This window comes from Leptothoe sp. LEGE 181152 (genome assembly GCF_032906605.1).
Classification (GTDB): Bacteria; Cyanobacteriota; Cyanobacteriia; order Phormidesmidales; family Phormidesmidaceae; genus Leptothoe; species Leptothoe turfae.
This window is the reverse complement of the sequence record NZ_JASATU010000065.1, coordinates 82,718-102,939: the sequence shown is the minus strand read 5'-3', so window position 1 is coordinate 102,939 and position 20,222 is coordinate 82,718. Positions and strand designations below refer to the sequence as shown.

Here is a 20,222-nt window from a genome sequence, read left to right as displayed (position 1 = left end):
GCAATGCTGAGGATTTCTAACCAGGTAACCATTCCAGATAGTGAAATTGAACTACAGGCGGTGCGATCGCAAGGTGCGGGCGGTCAAAACGTTAATAAGGTTGCCACAGCCATACACCTCCGCTTTAATATATTGGCCTCATCGCTGCCTGAGCACTATAAAACTAGACTGCTGACCTTAAACGATAGTCGCATAACCAAAGGTGGAGTAATTCATATTAAGTCTCAGGCTTACCGCACTCAGCTCCGTAATAAGACTGACGCCTTAGAACGACTACAGCAGCTGATTAGAGCAGCCATGGTGGTTAAGAAAAAGCGTAAACCCACCAAGCCTAGTAAAGCGGCCAAGCAAAGGCGTCTTGATAACAAAACCAAACGTAGCCAGCGCAAAGCATCACGTGGTCGCGTTAGCTATGACGATTAATGACTTCAATGGATTTGATCTTGCTCCATGGCATGGGTAGGACACCCCTTTCCATGGTGATATTGCAACATCGATTAAAACAGTTGGGCTATCGCGCTCATCTATTTGGATATTCAGCCACCTTTGAATCTCTAAATCGGGTAACGAATCGCCTCATGGCTTTAATTCATCGATTGCATACCAAAAACTATGGCTTGATCGGTCATTCCCTAGGAGCTGTGATCATTCGCAATGCCTTGCCCTTACTGAAACAGCAGCCTAAAGTCTGTTTCTTTCTGGCACCGCCGATGATCGCTTGCAAAGCGGCAAAAGTCTTTTCAAAGCTGTTGCCCTATCGTGTGCTGACGGGTGAAATGGGTCAGATGCTGGGTCAAGATGGTTTTATGAATCAATTGGTTATGCCCGAAAATGTGAAAATCTATGGGGGTACGGCTGGTCCTAGAGCGGCGTGGCTCCCCCTAGGCGATGAGATTAACGATGGTCTTCTCACCATTGCAGAAGCCAGCGGACAGTTTAGTCAAGGTGTAATGCGAGTACCGACCTTACATTCACTCATCATGAATTCCAAAACAGTATTTGAGGATATGGCCATATATTTGGACAAAAATTGCCCCTAAGCTCGAATTACGGTGATGGCTCCCTGTCGTTTTGAGACAACCGTCTTTACTACCAATCTCTCTTCGATGGGTAATGCTTGCGAACATCGAAGTAACACTTCCCGATAATCGGGTTAGCCACCACCAGACCTCCGCCCTGGGGACGCTTAAGCAATCCTAGATCCACCAAATATTGCCGATCATCATTGGCAGTAACGGGAAGTGATAATCCCGCCAACATCAATTCCATAATGGTCTTAACCCAACGAAATAGCTTTCCTGATCAATTAAACGTTGAAGACTAGGAAATGACCAACGGTTTGTGGCCGAAAGCATATAGTGCTTAGTCTGAACACAAGGGCCTATTGTATTAAACCAGCGAGCCATAAGCTACTTAATCATAAAAATTAAAGCTCCAGACTACTATAGCGAGTCCAACTACCACCTAATGTTTCGCGCCAAGCTCCCCAACCAGGTGGTAAATCAGCAATTTCTTTCAGTGTGGGATCAATGTCCACAATACAGCCCATACCCACAACTTTTCCATCCTTGGGGTCATCTGTCGTACCACAGGTAAAGGCCCAGGAATGATCATCTGAATAATGCACAACCCTCAAGATGGAATGATGCTCATCCAAAACCTGTCGAGTCGTAATGGCAGCCACATTTTTAGCTTGATCGAATGGCCAATCGTCATTCATTTTGCTGATTGAGAGGTTAATTTCCTAAGACGATTCTGGATGAAAGTAATCATAGATCTGCTGAGCTAACTTAGGTCCCACCCCCGATACCGCTGTCAGCCGTTCTACGTTGGCCTCACGAATATAGTCGATGGACCTAAACTCAGCTAGCAGCATCTTTTGTCGATGGTGGCCCAGACCAGGAATCTCACTGAGACGAGAACGACGCATGCGATCTGTGCGTTTTTTGCGGTGGAAGCTGACAGCAAATCGGTGGGCTTCATCCCGTAACCGTCGCAATAACTGCACTCCCGGCTGTTCTGCTTCAGTGGGCAATGGCATGGATTCCCCTGGCAAAAAGATCTCCTCGCGTTTTTTCGCCAGACTCACCACATTTAACTCACTGAGCAAGTTGAGATCTTTTAGCACTTCGACCACGGCTGAGAGCTGCCCTTTACCACCGTCAATCATCACGAGGTCAGGCCAGTCTGGATTGCCAATCCGTTCCTTAGACGGATCTTCTGCATATTTGCGAAAGCGACGACGGATCACTTCAGCCATACTGGCGAAGTCATCGGAATGACCGCTGGTAACCTTGGGATTTTTAATCTTGTAGTGACGATAGTGTTGTTTCGCAGGCAGACCATCCACAAATACCACCTGGGAAGCCACGGCATCTGAGCCTTGAATGTGGGAAATGTCATAGCCTTCTATGCGCTTGGGCTGACCCGGTAGATCGACAATTTCCGCCAAATCCTGCATTGCCTGGTTATTGCGATCGGCAAACCGCTGGGTGCGTGCTAGCTCATACTGGGCATTGCGCTCCACCATTTCCACCAACGCTGCCTTAGATTGCCGCTGGGGCACTTCGATGGTAACTTTACGTCCCTTTTGTTGGGTAAGAAACTCCGCCAGCATATCGGCATCCGGCAACGGGTGCTGCACCATGATTTCGCTGGGAATTTCCACCGCATCTACGGTGGGATAATGCGCTTCCAGCACCCGCTGCAAAATTTGCCCCGGTGTGCCTGACTCGGTCTCGGCCACAAAGCCTAAACGTCCCACAAGGCGTCCTGCCCGAATTTGGAATAGCTGAATACAGGTGTGCTGATCGTCACCGGAGAGTGCGATCGCATCCCGCGAAATTGTGTCATCCGGCAACGCCACCTTTTGGTGGGCACTCAACGTTTGCAGGCCACGAATCTGATCCCGCAGTCGTGCCGCATGCTCAAAGTTAAGCTTTTCAGCCGCCTTTTCCATTTGGGCTGCCAAGATTGACTCCAATTCCTGCACCCGCCCCTGAAAAACCATTGCCACCTTTTGGACAATCTTGTGATAATCTCCCGGCGTAATCAGCTGTTGGCATACCCCAGGACATTGGCCAATGTCATAATTCAAGCAAGGTCGATCTTTAAATAAAGGCTGACGTCGCTGCCGCAGCGGAAATATTTTTTTAGAAATATGCAGCGTCCGGCGCAGCAAACCCGTATCTACATAAGGACCGTAGTAGCGATCTTTCTTGGTGGTTTTTCGACGCTTACGAGTAATAAAGATGCGCGGGTAATCTTCTGACCAAGTAATGCAGAGATACGGATATTTTTTGTCATCCTTAAGCAACACATTAAAATAAGGCTGATGCTGCTTAATTAAGTTAGCCTCTAACACCAGCGCCTCGGCCTCAGTATCCGTAACAATAAATTCGATATCCACCACCTGGGTCACCATGACACTGATGCGCGGCGCGTGGTGCTGTTGTCCATTCCTAAAATAGGAACGTACTCGATTGCGCAGGCTTTTGGACTTACCTATATAAAGGATTTGATCATCCCCATCTCGCATGAAATAAACGCCCGGTTCCTGGGGAATTTCCTTGAGACGAGTTGCTAAACGTTCAGGGTCTTTTAGTAGCGTCGTTGCAGCAGCAGCGGAAGGCACTAAGGGTCTCTCCAAATCCGTTCTAGTAGACAGGGGCTATTGCCTTTCTATTCTGCATACATTTGTCCTAACTAGGTTAGCTAGAACATCTTTAGTAATCCTTGCTGACCCACTAATATTTCGCGCAATAGGCTGATAAAGGCCACCCAAATGATGGGAGAAATATCTACTCCACCAAACGGAGGGACTATTTTACGTACGGGCATCAAAAACGGCTCAGTCGGCCAGTACACCAAATTGAAGGGAAACTTGGTGGATTCTGCCTCGGGGTACCAAGTAAGAACGATGCGGAAAATAAACAGTAAGGTCATCACCGCTAGCAGCGGTCCAACGATCCAATTGCCAATTGTGATACCTGACATCGTCAATGTTCCTCGTTAAATGAGTGATTCACTTTAAGGATTGTAAAGCTTAGCTCGATGGCTATGGCCTGCACATTCGCAATCTTTTTAGTAAAAAAACTAAAAAGCCTTGATGTAAAAAGCATTTAGCGTTTTCAAGCACATTAACCCTGTTTTTTGCCCCAATGAAAAGGCTTCTCAAGGTTAACGTTGCTCGATACTATATTAAGCAAGCATTACAAACGTTTGCGGAACTAAAGAGTAAAGCCATGACACCTTCACTGACTAATTTCTTACTGAGCCTGGTTGCTGGAGCTGCAATTGTAGTGATCCCAGTAACTGTTGCTCTTGTCTTTATCAGTCAGCGCGACAAAATCAGACGCTAAACCTTATTGCATTTGGCTTGAAGTAAACATAAGCACTTTAAGTCTTTAAGTATAGGTAAGAGCAGCGATAATTTCCTGGTCAATGTCTTGTGTAAACGAACCGAGAGTACAGCCGATGCTGTGCTCTTTTTTATGACTGCAGTTTGACCATTGACACATTCTGAGCTGATTTATCAAAAGACAAATCCAAAGCTGCCCGCTAGGATAGAATTGGTGGCTATGGAATAGTCATGTCAGGCAAAACGCCTGTTAGAGGGCCACCATAATACGAGGAAGCAATTGTGAATTTTGGTACTCCTGTCCCGCTGCTGGTTGGATTAATACTCATTCTTGGTGCGGTTGGGCTTTTCTTTCTAGACAAATTTAAGCCGGGCTATGAACGCAGCTCTGACAAGGTTTACTCAATCCTACTTTTGCTGTCTGGCGTCTTCCTACTAGCCCATTTAAATATGGAGCTGCTGGCTTCTTTTCAGCAGGTAATGCTAGTGGGGATGCTGACTACCTTGATTATCAACGATATCAGCAAACGAGAGTCTAACCGCGTCAGGTCAGGGGAGCGTGAAGGTCCACCACCACGGCGCTATGAGGAACGTCCCCGTCGGGTTTATCGTGCAGAATTGGACGACTGGGATACACCAGGACCCAGACAACCTCGTATCCCCAGCGATCGCTATCGGGATGATAGCTATGGCGATCGCTACGAGCCACGCCCTTTAGAGCCCCAGCCCCCTGCACCATATCAAGACCGTCGACCACCAGCACGCTTACAGCCAGGGCAGCCAAGACAGGGAGAAGAGTTTGATAACTACTCGAACGATCGGGGTCGACCCGATAGTGGTCCAGGGACTCGTTCAAACAGTTTTTACAACAACCCTCGCTATGATGGCAACGGGGGGCCTTCAGGTCCAGGCAGTCGGCCACAGCGACCAACACAACGCCCACCACAGTCACCACAGCGCCCTCCCATGGATACACCGGTGCCTGCAGGTAATGGCGCTGGCCACAGCTTAGGTGGTTTGCCACAGCCGCCTCGGGAATCAGCCCCCCCCCCTGCTGAGCGTCCTCCCCTTAATGTTCGTCCTCGCCCTACAGACGCCAACGAAGGAAGCTATACTGATTTTCGCCCCACCGCCCCTAACGATGGTGCCTCTGAACCGCGCCCCGATGCGCCACCGCCGCAGCCCCCAGCCAAATACTAACGTTTTTGCATCCTTTTCTTAGAAAGCAGATCAACTCCACAAATGGTAAGAAAGAAACCTACACAGGCCCATATAACCAAGATCATTTCCAAAAGTCAGTCTGAATTTCTCAAAGCACGTACCAAAAAGCAGACGGAATATTATATGGGCGCTAAGTTAATTGAGGTAGGCGTCAACCCAGATAAAGCCATCTATCGATGGAAAATTTTGGACAAGGGTTCCAAAGAAGAATGGACCTACAGCGCCTATTGGGACGATAGCCGCGAAAAAATCGAAGCTGAAGAAGGGTAAGCGCGAGGCTAAGATCTTTGGACAGCCGCTTCAGCCTGTCGCAACAGACTGCCATCAATGGGCTGATTCACTAGCACCATTGTGGTGGTCTCATTTTTTATAAACCCGACACGTTCGTAAAATTGTTTTTGGTTGGTTGTCATCAGGTAAACCCGTTCTACGCTGCTCATATGGGGATGACTTAAAACTGTTTCCACCAATTTACGCCCCAAGCCAGCGCCTTGATAGTCATCATGGATGACCACATCCCAAATAGTGGCACGATAGACACCATCAGATGTGGCCCGAGCAAAGCCAATTAGCCGATCATCATGCCAGGCGACCACCACAGGGCAACTATAGCTAATGGCTTTAGCTAAATCCTCAAATCGTCGCCCCGCAGCCCAAAAAGCAGAGTGATTAAAGAGATTTCTAAGTTGCTCTAAATCTTTTGTTGCTAGCGTTTCGGTATAGCAAAACTGAACAGACCGAAAATCCATAGGTATGAAGCTAAAAAAGAACATTACCTACCCAGTCTGTCTTTAAAGACAAACAGGAATAGTAAAAAAGCTATAATCGCAAAAAGCTAAGGCAATGGGGTGGTAACACGATACATAGACTCAAGCACAGCCACCATCAAATCCACTGATATTTACCATCAAATAGTTTGGTATCGGGGAATACAGATTACCATCTACCAGGGACTGCCAACGAGGGTAAATGCAGCCCAGTAAAAGGGATGACTTAAAACGAGTCCCGTTTCATCGGCCAAGATCGGCGGCATGACTAAGGTGCCACCTGTCCAGACCAGTTGTCCGGCATCCACTGAGACATTGCCCCGTAGCATTGCCAGCTGAGCCTGGCGTAATGCCTCAGCGCGCATGGTGCTGGTGCGTAAATTGGAGTAAAACTCTGTCATTAAACCAGCCGTCCCCACATCATCGACTCGCCAGAGGCTAGCCATGGCGGTTTTCACCCCTGCCTTGACTGCTAAGCCAGCAAAGCCCAACTCCGCTTCTCGGCTGCCGAGGGCTGTGCGACAGGCACTGAGCACCAGCAAATCTACCGGTGGATTATCAAGACTGAGGCGAGAAAGTTGATCAAGGGTAAGGCGCTGATCCCATAACTGGATGTAGGAATTACTGGGATTACCAGCACGAAATTCTCCGTGGGTGGCCAGGTGCAGGATGTCGTAGTCGCCACTTTGACGATTGGCTAAGAGCTGTTCCAGGGTAAAGGATTCATTGAGGAAAAATCGTCCTGGCCAGAGAGTATCGGCAATGGTCCTCAGTTCTAAGGGAACCGCAGGTAGGGCAGGCTGTTCTAAAAAGGTGGAGGCTCCTGCCGCTAAAACCTCAGCAGGCCTAATATCGCTGTAGTCAATATTGGTTAAGCCGACACTGGGCATAATGCCTAAACTGTAACGCTCAATCAAAAAGGTTTCACCATCATGTAGGGCGGCTAGCGGTAGCGATCGCAACCCAGAGGGCAATACAAATGATAAATGACTGATTTCCTGCTCACTAAGTGCACTCTCCAACGGTGAAATCAGCCAGTTGTGTAGTTTTTGAGCTGAACGCAGGTAGCGACGACCAAATGTCACATTAGTCACCCCTCGATGAAATCGAGCAACAATATTTTGCACATCTGCCTTGGTGGTGTCGATGAGCAAACGCTGGGGGGGACCATTCTGAGTCACTAAAACGAGCTCTAACAGATAATTATCCTGGTTTAGCTCCAGTACCTGCTTTGTTTGAGCGCGATCATCAGGCACAAAGTCGATGTATACGATGCCTGGGGTATAGCCAGTTTCTATCGCCACCTGCCCCAACTTTTGCTGAACTTCTGGCAAGGGTAAGTTGGGCTCAGATTCCACCCCCAAGTACTGAGAATATTCTTGGGTTAGAACTTTCTCTTTGCCATCGAGTTTTTCTGCGGTAATTTCAGCATCCTCTAAAACATCAACAGAGAAGTCATCCCCATAGGCAAACTCATCATCGTCAAAGTCGCTGTCGTCGTTCTCATCGTCGTCCTCATCCTCAGCATCATCTGAGTCTGCGGTCTCCTCCGAGTCGTCATCTTCGAAGTCGCCGTCGTCAAAGTCGTCGTCGTCAAAGTCGTCGTCGTCAAAGTCGTCATCTTCGAAGTCGTCATCAAAATCATTATTGTCCTGGACGTCGTCGCCATCCTCATCGCCAGCAATGCTGAGGGGGCTAGAAGAATCGTCTAAAGCACCGTCATCACCAAAGTCGTTGTCTCCAAAATCATCATCAAAATCGTCATCGTCAAAATCATTGCAGTCATTCACACAATCATTTGGATTCGTGCTGCCCGCTGTCACGATGCTGATATTGCCTTGGGAAAAGCTGTCAAGGAATGATCTGACGGGGGTAATGGCATTATTGGTGCTAGTTGCGATCGCACCTGCCGTTCCATTCACTGCCGCATTACCCACAACAAAAGGCGTTTGCCCTCCTCCCCCGTGGCGAATACGAATGTTGCCGTTATTAGCCGTCGTCACTAAGCTTTGACCAGCGCTATTAGTGCCCGTCACCCGCAACAATCCATCGGTTGTAATGTCAATTTCCGTTGCAGCTTGAATGGAATCCAACTCAACATTACCGACCGCATTCACCAATACCCGATTATCCATCAACGCAAATGTCGAGCGGACAGCGGGTTGAGTCGAGCTGCCTGTTTGACCATCCAAGGTCAATTGGTCGCTAATGGTCAGAGTGCCGCCTAAATCAATGCCAATGCCCGTTTGACTCACTCCATTGATTGCGATCGCTCCATTTCCAGCCGTACCAGCCGTATCAATCGAAGTATTGGCCCCAACCAAAACACCTGAATTATTGCTGTGCCGTCCCGCGATCGTGATATTGCCACCACGGGTCTGGAGAGAACTATTTGCCAACAATGAAACACCCGCCGCTGAAACAGTCTGCTCGCCATTGCCCTGAAGCAATAACGCGCCCCCCGACGTGTCGACTAAAACATTGCTAGCAATCTCGACAACACCATTGCCTTGATTGTCCGTATCAGCTCGTAACTGCAGGTTGAGGGGACCAGAGGTATCACCGGGCGTAATGGAAGCCTGAACCCTAATATCGCCAGCCGCCAACAGTTCCAACGTGGCTCCAGGCTGAGCTGAATAGACCAACGGATCAATCAGAGTAATATTTCCAGCGGCTGTCCCCCCATTAGTGGTGGTTGCAACAACAACATTGCCATTGGCTAAACCAGCATTGAGCACACCAATGTCTAAAATGGCCACCGACCCCGTCGCTTCAAACGGAGTTGCGGCAGGGAGGTTCACATTATTACCACCGTTATTACGAATCTCAATATCAAACGGATCCAACAACCACAAACCAGCACGACCCTGTGCAGCGGATACATCCGGGGCTTGAGTCACCTCCAAAAAACCACGACTGCTGGTTTCTATAAACCCTCCATCCCCTGCCTGGGAGCCACCCGTTGCAGAAATTGCCCCATAAATGCGACTACTCTCTTCTGACCAGATAATGATGTTGCCACCGGAGCCACTATCCTGAGCATCCGCGCTGAGCTCCACCGTTGGCGCAACATAAACAGCTCGAGCATTGGGTAGGGGGCCTGTGCCTTCTTGATTACCCCCCAACCAAATATTGCCACCCCCTTGGGTACCAGACACATTGACAGTCCCTGCTAATAGCCCCACCTGCTCCCCCAGGAGTTGCACATTACCGCCTTCTAAGCTGATATCTCCGGTAGACAGCACTGTACCGAGAGAGAGATCCATATCTGCCCCTGCCAGCTGAATACTGCCATCAGCATTCACCACCAATCCTGTTGCCGATGCCACAGAAACATCTGTCAACAAAGTGGGCAAGTCTAACGGGTTAAAACCACTGATAATGTGTTGCGCAGCAAGGTCGTAAGACAACACTGAGCCAGCCGAGCTCAAACGGACGTAGTGACTATCGGGCACTGCCGCCAGAGTGATAGAACCGCTGGTGCCACTCAGATCACCAGTATTAGTCACACTACTGCCGACTAAGGATAGCGAAGCTTCTGGATCAACAGTTAAATCACTGCTATTCAAAATAATGCCAGCAGCTCCAGCCCAGAACTCTAACCCGGTGGGTTCACCTACCAACAAACCATAGTCCACTGAACCAAGGACCGGAAAGGTGCCATTATCGAACGTTACCCCGTCTGCCGTGGTCGCTAAGAAGCTCCCCGGCAAAGCCAGGGTGGCACGCTCACCAAAAATAATGCCCGCAGGGTTAAGCAGAAATAGATCGGCGTTGCTGCCTAAAAGCTGTAGTTGGCCATTGATTAATGAAGCATCCCCACCACTGATCCGTCCTAAAACATTAGCAACACCTGCAGGCACCCAAAAACTAGCCCGTTCAGCCTCATCCAGATTAAAACTCTCAAATCCGTGAAACAGATTTAAACCATCAGCAGACTGTTGGCCACCCGTGATGCTGTACTCATTTGCCCGTTGCTCAACCTGAGTCATGTCCGTAGGCACAATAGACTGTGCCATTACAGGGGTAACCCCCATGAGCCCACTGATCAGACCAATTGACCAAAAACGCACTTGCTTTCACTCCTACAGAGCACCCTCGACCTAGCTTGCCACAGTGTCTGAAACTATGGCGCTATTGAGCACAGCCTTGACACAATCAAAATCAATGTATTTACGAGTGAGGTAAACCGTCCCCAAGTAGGGGGTTTATCGGCTTAGGATATCTAGATAAGATAGGTATCGGGGTATAGTACCCACACTCGCCGTTTACTGCCCAGACATGCTGAAACGACTTTTAGGCGATCCAAACGCCCGTAAGCTCAAGCGCTATCAACCTGACGTCAAAGAGATCGCCCTCCTGGAAGAGGAAATCAAGGCCCTCTCAGATGAGGAATTGCGGGGTAAAACTGCTGAATTTAAGCAGCGCCTTAAGGATGGTGAGGATCTTGATGATCTCCTCACTGAAGCTTTCGCCGTTGTGCGTGAGGCGGGTACTCGGGTTTTGGGGATGCGTCATTATGACGTACAGCTGATTGGCGGCATGGTGCTTCATGATGGCCAGATCGCTGAAATGAAGACGGGTGAAGGTAAAACTCTGGTAGCCACCCTACCTGCATACCTAAATGCCCTATCTGGTAAAGGTGTGCACATCGTTACAGTCAACGACTACCTGGCTCGCCGCGACGCCGAATGGATGGGGCAGGTTCATCGTTTCCTAGGGCTATCAGTGGGTCTGATTCAGCAGGGCATGAGCCCATCAGAACGGCGTAAAAACTATGCTTGTGACATCACCTACGGCACAAATAGCGAGTTTGGCTTCGATTACCTGAGGGACAACATGGCCTCTTCCATTGAGGAAGTGGTACAACGCCCGTTTAACTTTTGTATCATTGACGAAGTTGACTCCATCTTGGTGGATGAGGCTCGTACACCGCTAATCATTTCAGGTCAGGTAGATCGTCCTCAAGAAAAATATGAACGAGCGGCAGACCTGGCCCGCCAGCTAGAAACCGAAGTGGACTACGAGGTGGATGAGAAGGCACGTAACGTTCTCCTCACTGATGAAGGGTTTGAAAAAGCAGAAAACCTTCTACAAGTCACGGATTTATTTGATCCGAAAGATCCCTGGGCTCACTTTGTATTTAACGCCGTAAAAGCAAAAGAATTATTTGTTAAAGACGTTAACTATATTGTTCGTAATGATGAAGTCGTCATTGTCGATGAATTCACTGGTCGGGTAATGCCGGGTCGTCGCTGGAGTGATGGTCTGCACCAAGCCATTGAGGCTAAAGAACATGTCCCTATCCAGCCAGAAACTCAAACTTTGGCATCCATCACTTACCAAAACTTCTTCTTGCTCTATGACAAGCTATCGGGGATGACCGGTACGGCTAAGACAGAAGAAGCTGAATTTGAAAAGATTTACGATATCGAAGTCACGATTATTCCTACCAATCGCCCGATTGCTCGTAACGATAAATCGGATGTTGTGTACAAAACAGAGCCAGCTAAATGGAAAGCGCTCGCCCAGGAATGTGCAGAGATGCATGAAACCGGTCGCCCGGTTCTGGTAGGAACCACCAGTGTTGAAAAGTCAGAGCTGCTATCAGGGCTTTTACAACAGCTCAATGTAGACCACAACCTGCTCAACGCTAAACCAGAAAACGTTGAACGGGAATCAGAAATTGTTGCCCAGGCAGGTCGCAGTGGCGCGGTTACCATTGCCACCAACATGGCAGGACGGGGTACGGATATTATTCTCGGCGGGAATAGTGATTATATGGCACGCCTCAAGATCCGAGAATTTTTCATGCCCAAGATTGTCCGCCCTGAGGATGAACAAGGATTTGGTGTGGCCAAGGTGGCCGCCGCCGGTGGTAGTAGAACCAGTGCCAAAGGATTCCAGAGCAACGGTAAGAAACAAAAAACCTGGAAGGCTTCGCCTGAAATCTTCCCCACTGATCTGTCTAACGAAACTGAAAAGGCATTGAAAGATGCGGTAGCCTTTGCTGTTAAGACCTACGGACATCAGAGTCTATCTGAGCTGGGTGCCGAGGATAAAATTGCCACCGCTGCCGAGAAAGCGCCTACAGAAGACCCAGCCATTCAGAGGCTACGGGATGTCTACAAGCTAATTTTGGCTGAATATGAAGCCTTTACTGACACTGAGCACGACAAGGTAATTGAGTTAGGTGGCTTACACGTAATCGGTACTGAGCGTCATGAGTCTCGTCGGGTAGACAACCAGTTGCGCGGTCGTGCCGGTCGTCAAGGGGACCCCGGTTCCACTAAGTTTTTCTTAAGCTTGGAAGATAACCTACTACGTATCTTTGGCGGTGACCGTGTTGCTGGCCTGATGAATGCTTTCCGAGTAGAGGAAGACATGCCCATTGAATCGGGTATGTTGACTCGCTCCTTAGAAGGCGCACAGAAAAAGGTAGAAACCTACTACTACGACATTCGTAAGCAGGTGTTTGAATACGACGAGGTGATGAATAACCAGCGTCGTGCCATCTATGCAGAACGCCGTCGGGTGCTAGAGGGCGACAAGCTCAAGGAACTGGTCATCGGCTATGGCGAACAGACCATGGATGACATTGTCGATGCCTATATCAACCCTGAGTTGCCTTCAGAAGAATGGGACCTCGAAAATATTGTTGGCAAGGTTAAAGAGTTTATCTACTTGCTCGAAGACTTAACTGCTGACCAATTAGAAAATCTCTCCATGGGAGAAATCAAGACCTTCTTAAGAGAGCAGGTGCATATTGCCTACGACATCAAAGAAGGCCAGGTGGACAAGATGAAGCCAGGTCTGATGCGTGAAGCAGAGCGATTCTTTATTCTGCAGCAGATAGATACCCTATGGCGTGAGCACCTGCAACAGATGGATGCTCTGCGCGAAACGGTTGGTTTACGTGGCTATGGTCAAAAAGATCCGCTGATTGAATATAAGAGCGAAGGTTATGAGGTCTTTTTGGACATGATGACTGGCATTCGTCGTAATGTGGTTTACACCATGTTCCAGTTCCAGCCTCAGCCGCCACCGCAGGCGGCGGCTACTGATGGCCCTATTGATGTAGAGGTCGTGTAGCAATTTTTTAAAAATTTATAGTTAAATCCGGTGATAACTCAAGGTATTCAACGAAATTAGATGCCTTGGGTTATAAATGTTGGGGTAACTTGAAAATCAAGCCTCCATGGTTTTTGTCACTCCCCTGGCGACCCCGCCCCCCGTTATTGCCTTGGTAGATCCCCTGGCGTCTCCGGTAGACGTTGCTAAGGTTGAAACAAGGATCTCAGATACCCTGTTAGCTCAGGCAGTCATCCCTGAGGGTGCCACTAATGTGGAAGTTGATAACGCTCAAATTACCATTAGTGGCGGTGAGCAGGCGGGTTCAAACTTATTTTATGGGTTTGAGCAGTTTAATGTGCCCCCAGATGCCACCGCTGATTTCCTAGCCAATCCAGCTGTGCAGAGAGTGATTGGTCACGTTACTGGCGGTAATAGCTCGACTATCGATGGTCTATTGACCATTACGGGTGGGTCTGCCGATCTATTTATTATTAACCCAGCTGGTGTGCTGTTTGGTCCTAATGCTCGCCTCGATTTACCCGCTACTTTTACAGCAACTACGGCCCATGGTCTTAGCTTTGGCGATCAATGGTTCGATATCACCGGGGAAAATACAATCCAGGAATTAGGGGGTACACCTAGCGGTTTAGCGTTTTCTGAGGCATCGGGTGCCATCGTTAACTTGGCAGATTTATCTGTTGATGGCGGCTTAATGTTAGCAGCAGGCACAGTCATTGATTTAGGGTCTTTGCAATCGGTTAATGGGGCTGTGCAGGTCTTGAGCCAAGATTCAGGGACAGTTGCCCTACAGGAGGGTCTGTTGCGACTAGACTTAACCACTGCAGCATTACCTGAGGAGTTAGGGGGCACAACGGTTTCGCTGGCAGATTTATTAACTGGAGGCATGGCAGAACAAGCAGCTGCCATTACCGTTGATGCTGAGGGCAATGTGGCTTTAGGTAACATTGCGATCGCACCAGGCGACAGCATCCTGCGCCAAGTCAACGGCCAAACGGCTCTTCTAGTGGCTCAGAACAACCTGCATCTCCCTGGTAGCCAGGTAAACACCGCCGAAGCAGCAACCCTGATCGGAGAGCACGTTCATATTACCGACAGTGCATCACAGCCCCTCAACCTGGATGCTGGCGGTAGATTAACCATCCAAGGGGATGACAGCATCGACATCTTAGCGCTGTATAACGATCAAACCTCTATTACTGGAGGTAATGTGGTGCTAGCTAGCAATGGTGAGATTTCTTTAGATGCCCACATTGGTAGCACAGGCGATGTTCAATTTACGACCCTTGATCAACAGTCCGCAAACTTTATCAGTCTCTACGACCCGATTATTAGCGCTGATGGCAATGTCTCATTTGGTAGCTACAGTGGGCCTGCGCTAAAGATTGAAGCAACAGGCAGCATTATTGCCAATGGGGATATTACGATTACGAGTGCCGACACCACCCTGTCACCGTTTCTGAATTGGGAAAGTATTGGCGAGGTGTTATTGGAAACATCCCAGTTTGGCACTGGTCCCACCCCTGCTCCATCTCAAGTATTGCTTGATTCAGGTACTAACGCCGTCAGTCAGGCACAGTTAGAAACATTTCTGGGACTGGCCCCTGGCAGTTTAGATGGTCTGGGCAGCGGCGATGCGGTGAATGGAGCAGGAATCCGTGCAACCTTTACGGCCCAGGCTGGAGATACCGTCTCCTTTGATTGGAACTTTGTCACGGATCAGGACCCAGGATTGGTTTTTGATGACAATGACTTTGCCGTTGTGGTTTTGTCGGGCACGCCAACAGTCTTGGCAGACACAGGGTTTCCAGATGGATCAAGTTCCGGATTAACCGCCAGTCCAGAAGCCTTTGAAAACTTTGGCATCGGCTTTTTCTCATTCGATTTTGGTACCGGTACAGAGTCGTTTTCAACGACAGTGCCTGCCGATGGGAGCTATACATTGGGCATTGCCCTGGTGAATGAAGATAGTGCTTTTGACCAATCCCTATTGCTAGTGGATAACGTCACACCAGAGCCAGTGTTAATTTCCGATGAGTCACTTTTGGCCACTAGCCGTGCACTGATTTTAAGAGCAGGCGAGACTGTATTGCAAAACTCCGCTAACGTACCGCAGCTAGATGTACCGACGCTAGACACCGACTTTGTCGAGACGGGCATGGGCAACAACCCACCCAGCATTAACGTCGATGGCAACATTTTTACTGGAGATACTGGTTTCTCAGAATCTGGTGGTCCTGTGATTTTGTCAGCCCCTGGAACAATTACGGTGAATGGAGACATCAATACGGCTTCAAATGCCAGCGGTGATATTGCCATTGCTGGAGGAGAGATTAACACCGGACGTCTAATTGCAGGCGGTGGGTTTGAAAATACCAGTTCCGTTAATTTAACGGCTAGCAATGGTGACATTGTTGTTGAAACCATCTCGGCGGGAGGCGGTGGCGTTGATATTGATGCGGCTGGTTTATTCCAGGCCACCGACACGTTTGAGACGTCTGTAAGAATTACGCTTGATCCAGTGGAAGATGCGGCACTGATTGCCTTTTTACAGGAAGTTGATGCGGAGGCCTTTAGCCAAATTGACTTAAATGAGCAGATCCAAATTCTGATTCCAGCCAGTATCGCGACCAGCCCTGATTCCGGCAATGGCCTCATTCGTATTCGCCACGGAGCGACAGGCAATACGGTTAGCGATGGCAATTATGATATTCAGGGTACGGGCACCGTTTCGTCGACTCCATTTTTTGTCGGTCCCAATCCAGAAAATGTAACTATTACCATCAATCCTGAAGGCTCATCATTTCAAGCTACGGTTAGTGGGTTTACACCGCTCTTTAGCGACACTGAATTTCCCAGTGACGCCAGTGGAACCAATGGCGCTATTGCCCAGCTAACAGGTGATGGCAGCTTAGCCACAGCCTTTTTCAATGAACCCTTTGTGCCAGAGGTGCCCGGTACCGATCCAGGACCAACGCCAGGTCCCGGTCTGACACCCGGACCCAGACCCGGACCTCAGCCAACGGAGCCGTCTGGACCAGAATTTTCCACAGCGGACACAGATAATTTAGAAGAAACAGAAGATGGAGAAACCGTGGCAACAGAGAGCGATGCTGACAATCTCCTGGCGCTACGGGGAACTGCGGAAGAATGTGATGCAGATACAGTCACTCAGGAGGACGGTGTCACCCAACTATTGGGGGATTGTTTAGAAGAAAACAATGGGGAAGCAAATCAAAGCAGCATCCCCATTGAACAGATTGAACAGTCATTGGATGTGGCACCCGATCTATTACCAGATCTATCATCACCAGATGTATCAATAGATGACGTAACTAGCAGACCATGATGTTCTTTGCTAACCGGCGGCTCAAGAGGACAAGCCGCTTATTTCTGGGCGTCTTGCTAGGACTGTTACTTACATTTCAAAGCGTAGTGACCTTTGCGCAGAGTCCTGTTGAGCTTTTTGTCCTGGGTCGGCAGCAGTATGGGAATCACCAGTATGAGGCTGCGATCGCAACCTGGCAACAAGCCCTAGCCCTTTACGAACGCCCCGCAGACCAAGCCGCCACCCTCAATGGTTTAGCAGCGGCCCATCTTGCCCTGGGCCAAAATCGAGCCGCTGTTGCCTTAGCTAGCCGGGCTCTAGACAGCTCAGCTCAGGTAGACGAACCTGCCATGGCTGCCAGGCTCCAGGCTCAGTCTTTAGGAAATCAAGGCATTGCACAGCGAGCATTGGGGCAGTATTTAGATGCGATCGCCACGTACCAACAGGCCCTAACGCTGATGCAGGACCAGGGCGATCAACTGGGCGAATCAAGGGTACTGGGACTCTTAGGGAACGCCCATGAATCCCTAGGAGATTTTGACCAGGCCATTGCCTTACATCAGCGCAGTCTGGCACTGGCAAAAGACCTGGACAATCCACTACAGGAAAGTGCCGCCTTGAACAACTTAGGTGCTACCTACGCCACAGAAGGGCAGTACCCAGCAGCCATTAAGCTTTACCAACAAAGTTTAACCATTGCCCAATCCCTCCATGACAGCCTGCGCATCGGCTATGCCTTGAACAATTTAGGTACAGCTTTTCATGCCCAAGGCCAGCTAGACCAGGCCATTCAGAACTACGAGCAAAGCCTGGCCCTGGCAACCACCGTGGGCAATACCGGTCTGGAAGTCGATGCCCTCAGCGGCTTGGGACTGGCTTATGAAGAACTTGATGACTATGGCCAGGCGATTGAACTGCACTCTCGTAGCGTTAGCCTTTCAACCGCCATTGATGATCCACGTCGCCAGGGTCGCACCCTAAATAATCTAGGCCATGCCCTATTTGGGGCTAACCGGCTAGCAGAAGCGGAGGCTACACTACGATCCGCTATTCGCACATTAGAAGCACTGCGCCCCAGTCAAGATCAGTACAATATCTCGCTATTTGATACCCATGTGCTCACCTATAATCTGTTGCAACAGATTTTGGTAGCCAAAAACAAACCGGAAGCAGCCCTAGAAATTGCTGAACGGGGACGGGCCCAGGCATTTGTGGAATTACTGGCTCAGCGTTCTGACCAGATTCCTACCACCAAAATTTCTCTTCAGGAGATTCAAACCATTGCCCAGGAACAGCAAGCAACCCTGGTGGAATATACCTTAGTCCCTGATGCTAGTTTTAAGGTGCAGGGCAAACAAAGGGGAACTGCGGAAAGCCTTTATATCTGGGTAGTGCAGCCCACAGGAAAGGTGATTTTTCGGCAAGTTGACCTCAAAGGGAAGGATATTTCCATCGCAGCTTTGGTTGAGACGAGTCGAGATCGCAGCGGCCTGCGTTCTTCAGCAATTCGCCCCGGTGATCAGGTACGCCGTGAAGGAGAACCCACAGATTGGCCCCCCTATGAAGTCACCGCCATCAATCCCCAGGCTCAAACCGTTACCCTCAGCCACCCCGATTTTGTCCTGCCCAATCCAGTTGTCCCCCTGAGTGACGTCTATCAGGTGACAACTTCAGCATTTGCCCCTGTTCTGCAACAACGGCAGTATTGGAAAGAATTGCATGATTTATTAATTGAACCCATTGCCGATTTGCTGCCCAGCGAACCAACCGCAAGAATCTTTTTTATACCGCAAGAACAACTTTTTTTAGTCCCTTTTCCAGCGTTACAGGCAGAAGACAACAGTTATTTAATCGAGCATCACACAATTCTCACAGCCCCTGCAATCCAAGTTTTACAAGGAGCACAACCAACCAACAACGCTCTCTCCCAAGCCGACGATATGCTGATTGTAGGCGATCCGTCTCCCATGCCAGCCAACCTACAGCCCTTACCCTACGCACGGGATGAGGCCAAACAAATTGCCAATCTCTTCAACACCCAAGCCATCATCGGAGATCAAGCTACTGAGCCCACCATTCAGCAAGCATTGTCATCAGCCCGGCTGATTCACCTGGCCACCCACGGGTTCTTTAATGAAACCAACCCTTTAGAAGGATCACTGGCCCTGGCCCCTGGCCCCAATGATCAGCTTGGACCTGGAAGCGATGGGTTTCTAACCGCCAGAGAGATTTTAGACAGCCAGCTCAGTGCCGACTTGGTGGTGCTTAGCGCCTGTGATACAGGGCGAGGACGGATCACAGGCGATGGCGTGGTCGGCCTATCGCGTTCATTTTTGGCAGCAGGAGTGCCCAGGGTCATGGTTTCGCTGTGGCAAGTGCCCGATGAAGCCACCTCAGCCCTGATGCTTCACTTCTATGGGCAGCGCTTGGCAGGCGAAGACAGCGCCCAAGCCTTACGCCAGGCGATGCTATCAATGCTCGATAACTACCCTGCCCCCATTAATTGGGCGGCATTTACATTAGTGGGCGGCTAACCATCATTCGCCTCTAAATAAAGATTCACATCTTCAATAATGCGCGTTAGCTCAGCCTCGGTCGTCAGGCGTATGTGTTCGTCTCGCACGGTAATTAAAAGCTTGGCGGCAAAAGGGCTAGGCCAAATATTGGGGTTACAGAAAATTTCCAAAAATACATCCCCAGTGTGGCGATATTCTGTTGGTTTAACTGGCTTAGGTCTACCCGCACCCACCGCAGCAGCTGCGGAGGTTTTCAGAGTTTGGGTCAGGGTCACTAAGGCTGACTTCAGTTCTTGGGCAGCCGCGACGGAAAAACTAAACTGAACCGAACCTTGAACCAGATTGAGGGTGAGTTGAGAAGCCATGAAAACTAACAATGAGGATTGCTTTGCGATCGTAACGCCAGCCTCTATACAGAAACGTCGCTGTCATAAAGTTTTAGGTTCTCAGCTCTGGCCAGGTAAGTTTTTGCAACTTTTGTTGCACCAGGTTACTGCTATCAGCTGAATATCGGTATAAAGAGCAAAATTTTGGATAGGACAGTGAGCGGTGAGTGGTCGTACTCTAACTCGCTATTCACGACTCACCATTCACCACTCACCTCTAAAAACTCACCCCCATAAGGAGACATCTATGGTTGTAACCTGCGTTCATGTGTTTGTAAAACCAGAACATGTGGATGATTTCATTGCGGCCACAAAGGCAAACCATATTGGCTCAGTGCAAGAAATGGCTAACATCAGGTTCGATTTTTTGCAGGATCCAGATGAGCCAACCAAATTTATGCTCTACGAGGCTTACGAAACCGCAGAAGGGGCTGCTGCCCATAAGCAAACCGAGCATTATTTGACCTGGCGTGAAACCGTTGCTCCTTGGATGGCTCAGCCTCGGCAGGGTAAGCCTTACAACGTCATTGCTCCTTAAACGGCAACTGGAGA

Annotated in this window: 16 protein-coding genes; 9 read left to right on the top strand and 7 right to left on the bottom strand. The window is 49.3% G+C overall.

Annotated features, from left to right (window positions below; translation table 11 throughout):
- Window positions 1-3 precede the first annotated feature (3 nt).
- The gene (gene arfB, locus QGP82_RS29575) at window positions 4-423 is read left to right on the top strand and encodes an alternative ribosome rescue aminoacyl-tRNA hydrolase ArfB (RefSeq protein ID WP_163667717.1); all 420 of its coding nucleotides are present in this window, start codon (window positions 4-6) and stop codon (window positions 421-423) included.
- Window positions 423-1,040, top strand: a complete 618-nt coding sequence (locus QGP82_RS29570; protein ID WP_499061809.1) for an esterase/lipase family protein — start codon at window positions 423-425, stop codon at window positions 1,038-1,040. Before arfB ends, QGP82_RS29570 begins: the two co-directional genes overlap by 1 nt.
- 49 nt (window positions 1,041-1,089) lie before the next feature.
- On the opposite strand, the gene QGP82_RS29565 is transcribed toward QGP82_RS29570, so the two are convergent.
- From QGP82_RS29565 to QGP82_RS29550, 4 genes are all read right to left on the bottom strand, one after another.
- Complete coding sequence (locus QGP82_RS29565; protein WP_499061808.1) at window positions 1,090-1,269, bottom strand: hypothetical protein; 180 nt, start codon at window positions 1,267-1,269, stop codon at window positions 1,090-1,092.
- A 157-nt stretch (window positions 1,270-1,426) separates the two neighbouring features.
- Window positions 1,427-1,720, bottom strand: coding sequence for a hypothetical protein (locus tag QGP82_RS29560; RefSeq protein WP_499061807.1), 294 nt, complete (start codon window positions 1,718-1,720; stop codon window positions 1,427-1,429).
- Window positions 1,721-1,744: 24 nt separating this feature from the next.
- Window positions 1,745-3,634, bottom strand: a complete 1,890-nt coding sequence (gene uvrC, locus QGP82_RS29555) for an excinuclease ABC subunit UvrC (RefSeq protein WP_163667707.1) — start codon at window positions 3,632-3,634, stop codon at window positions 1,745-1,747.
- 80 nt (window positions 3,635-3,714) lie between these two features.
- On the bottom strand, window positions 3,715-3,996 hold the full coding sequence (locus QGP82_RS29550; RefSeq protein ID WP_163697812.1) for a YggT family protein: 282 nt from the start codon (window positions 3,994-3,996) through the stop codon (window positions 3,715-3,717).
- A 248-nt stretch (window positions 3,997-4,244) separates the two neighbouring features.
- Between QGP82_RS29550 and psbX the strand changes: the two genes are divergently transcribed.
- From psbX to QGP82_RS29535, 3 genes are all read left to right on the top strand, one after another.
- On the top strand, window positions 4,245-4,361 hold the full coding sequence (psbX, locus tag QGP82_RS29545) for a photosystem II reaction center X protein (protein WP_036020238.1): 117 nt from the start codon (window positions 4,245-4,247) through the stop codon (window positions 4,359-4,361).
- A gap of 281 nt (window positions 4,362-4,642) precedes the next feature.
- A complete protein-coding gene (locus QGP82_RS29540; protein WP_163667701.1) occupies window positions 4,643-5,560 on the top strand; it encodes a Ycf66 family protein in 918 nt (305 codons plus the stop codon).
- A 144-nt stretch (window positions 5,561-5,704) separates the two neighbouring features.
- Entirely contained in the window at window positions 5,705-5,851 is a 147-nt protein-coding gene (locus tag QGP82_RS29535; RefSeq protein WP_348918222.1) for a hypothetical protein, read from the top strand.
- A gap of 8 nt (window positions 5,852-5,859) precedes the next feature.
- On the opposite strand, the gene QGP82_RS29530 is transcribed toward QGP82_RS29535, so the two are convergent.
- Window positions 5,860-6,330: a GNAT family N-acetyltransferase gene (locus tag QGP82_RS29530; protein ID WP_163702719.1), complete on the bottom strand. Its 471-nt coding sequence runs from the start codon at window positions 6,328-6,330 to the stop codon at window positions 5,860-5,862.
- Window positions 6,331-6,524: 194 nt separating this feature from the next.
- Window positions 6,525-10,421 carry a CHAT domain-containing protein gene (locus QGP82_RS29525; protein ID WP_499061806.1) on the bottom strand — a complete coding sequence of 1,299 codons (3,897 nt, stop codon included), beginning with the start codon at window positions 10,419-10,421 and terminating at the stop codon, window positions 6,525-6,527.
- A 208-nt stretch (window positions 10,422-10,629) separates the two neighbouring features.
- On the opposite strand from QGP82_RS29525, the gene secA reads away from it, so the two are divergent.
- The 3 genes from secA (at window position 10,630) to QGP82_RS29510 (ending at window position 19,302) form a co-directional block, all read left to right on the top strand.
- The gene (secA, locus tag QGP82_RS29520; protein WP_499061805.1) at window positions 10,630-13,440 is read left to right on the top strand and encodes a preprotein translocase subunit SecA; all 2,811 of its coding nucleotides are present in this window, start codon (window positions 10,630-10,632) and stop codon (window positions 13,438-13,440) included.
- A gap of 106 nt (window positions 13,441-13,546) precedes the next feature.
- Window positions 13,547-16,789 carry a two-partner secretion domain-containing protein gene (locus QGP82_RS29515; protein ID WP_499061804.1) on the top strand — a complete coding sequence of 1,081 codons (3,243 nt, stop codon included), beginning with the start codon at window positions 13,547-13,549 and terminating at the stop codon, window positions 16,787-16,789.
- Window positions 16,786-19,302: a CHAT domain-containing protein gene (locus QGP82_RS29510; protein ID WP_499061803.1), complete on the top strand. Its 2,517-nt coding sequence runs from the start codon at window positions 16,786-16,788 to the stop codon at window positions 19,300-19,302. The genes QGP82_RS29515 and QGP82_RS29510 overlap by 4 nt, the downstream gene beginning before the upstream one ends.
- Here QGP82_RS29510 and QGP82_RS29505 read toward each other — a convergent pair.
- Complete coding sequence (locus QGP82_RS29505; protein WP_163702715.1) at window positions 19,299-19,649, bottom strand: hypothetical protein; 351 nt, start codon at window positions 19,647-19,649, stop codon at window positions 19,299-19,301. The genes QGP82_RS29510 and QGP82_RS29505 overlap by 4 nt on opposite strands.
- A 268-nt stretch (window positions 19,650-19,917) precedes the next feature.
- Between QGP82_RS29505 and QGP82_RS29500 the strand changes: the two genes are divergently transcribed.
- Entirely contained in the window at window positions 19,918-20,208 is a 291-nt protein-coding gene (locus QGP82_RS29500; RefSeq protein WP_163667673.1) for an antibiotic biosynthesis monooxygenase, read from the top strand.
- Window positions 20,209-20,222: the final 14 nt, after the last annotated feature.

Bases quoted from the DNA above. Each gene is read 5' to 3' on its own strand.
- QGP82_RS29535 (WP_348918222.1), top strand. From the start codon at position 5,705: ATGGGCGCTAAGTTAATTGAGGTAGGCGTCAACCCAGATAAAGCCATC.
- psbX (WP_036020238.1), top strand. From the start codon at position 4,245: ATGACACCTTCACTGACTAATTTCTTACTGAGCCTGGTTGCTGGAGCT.
- QGP82_RS29505 (WP_163702715.1), bottom strand. From the start codon at position 19,649: ATGGCTTCTCAACTCACCCTCAATCTGGTTCAAGGTTCGGTTCAGTTT.
- QGP82_RS29530 (WP_163702719.1), bottom strand. From the start codon at position 6,330: ATGGATTTTCGGTCTGTTCAGTTTTGCTATACCGAAACGCTAGCAACA.
- QGP82_RS29565 (WP_499061808.1), bottom strand. From the start codon at position 1,269: ATGGAATTGATGTTGGCGGGATTATCACTTCCCGTTACTGCCAATGAT.
- QGP82_RS29500 (WP_163667673.1), top strand. From the start codon at position 19,918: ATGGTTGTAACCTGCGTTCATGTGTTTGTAAAACCAGAACATGTGGAT.
- QGP82_RS29560 (WP_499061807.1), bottom strand. From the start codon at position 1,720: ATGAATGACGATTGGCCATTCGATCAAGCTAAAAATGTGGCTGCCATT.
- QGP82_RS29570 (WP_499061809.1), top strand. From the start codon at position 423: ATGACTTCAATGGATTTGATCTTGCTCCATGGCATGGGTAGGACACCC.
- arfB (WP_163667717.1), top strand. From the start codon at position 4: ATGCTGAGGATTTCTAACCAGGTAACCATTCCAGATAGTGAAATTGAA.
- QGP82_RS29510 (WP_499061803.1), top strand. From the start codon at position 16,786: ATGATGTTCTTTGCTAACCGGCGGCTCAAGAGGACAAGCCGCTTATTT.
- secA (WP_499061805.1), top strand. From the start codon at position 10,630: ATGCTGAAACGACTTTTAGGCGATCCAAACGCCCGTAAGCTCAAGCGC.
- QGP82_RS29550 (WP_163697812.1), bottom strand. From the start codon at position 3,996: ATGTCAGGTATCACAATTGGCAATTGGATCGTTGGACCGCTGCTAGCG.
- QGP82_RS29515 (WP_499061804.1), top strand. From the start codon at position 13,547: ATGGTTTTTGTCACTCCCCTGGCGACCCCGCCCCCCGTTATTGCCTTG.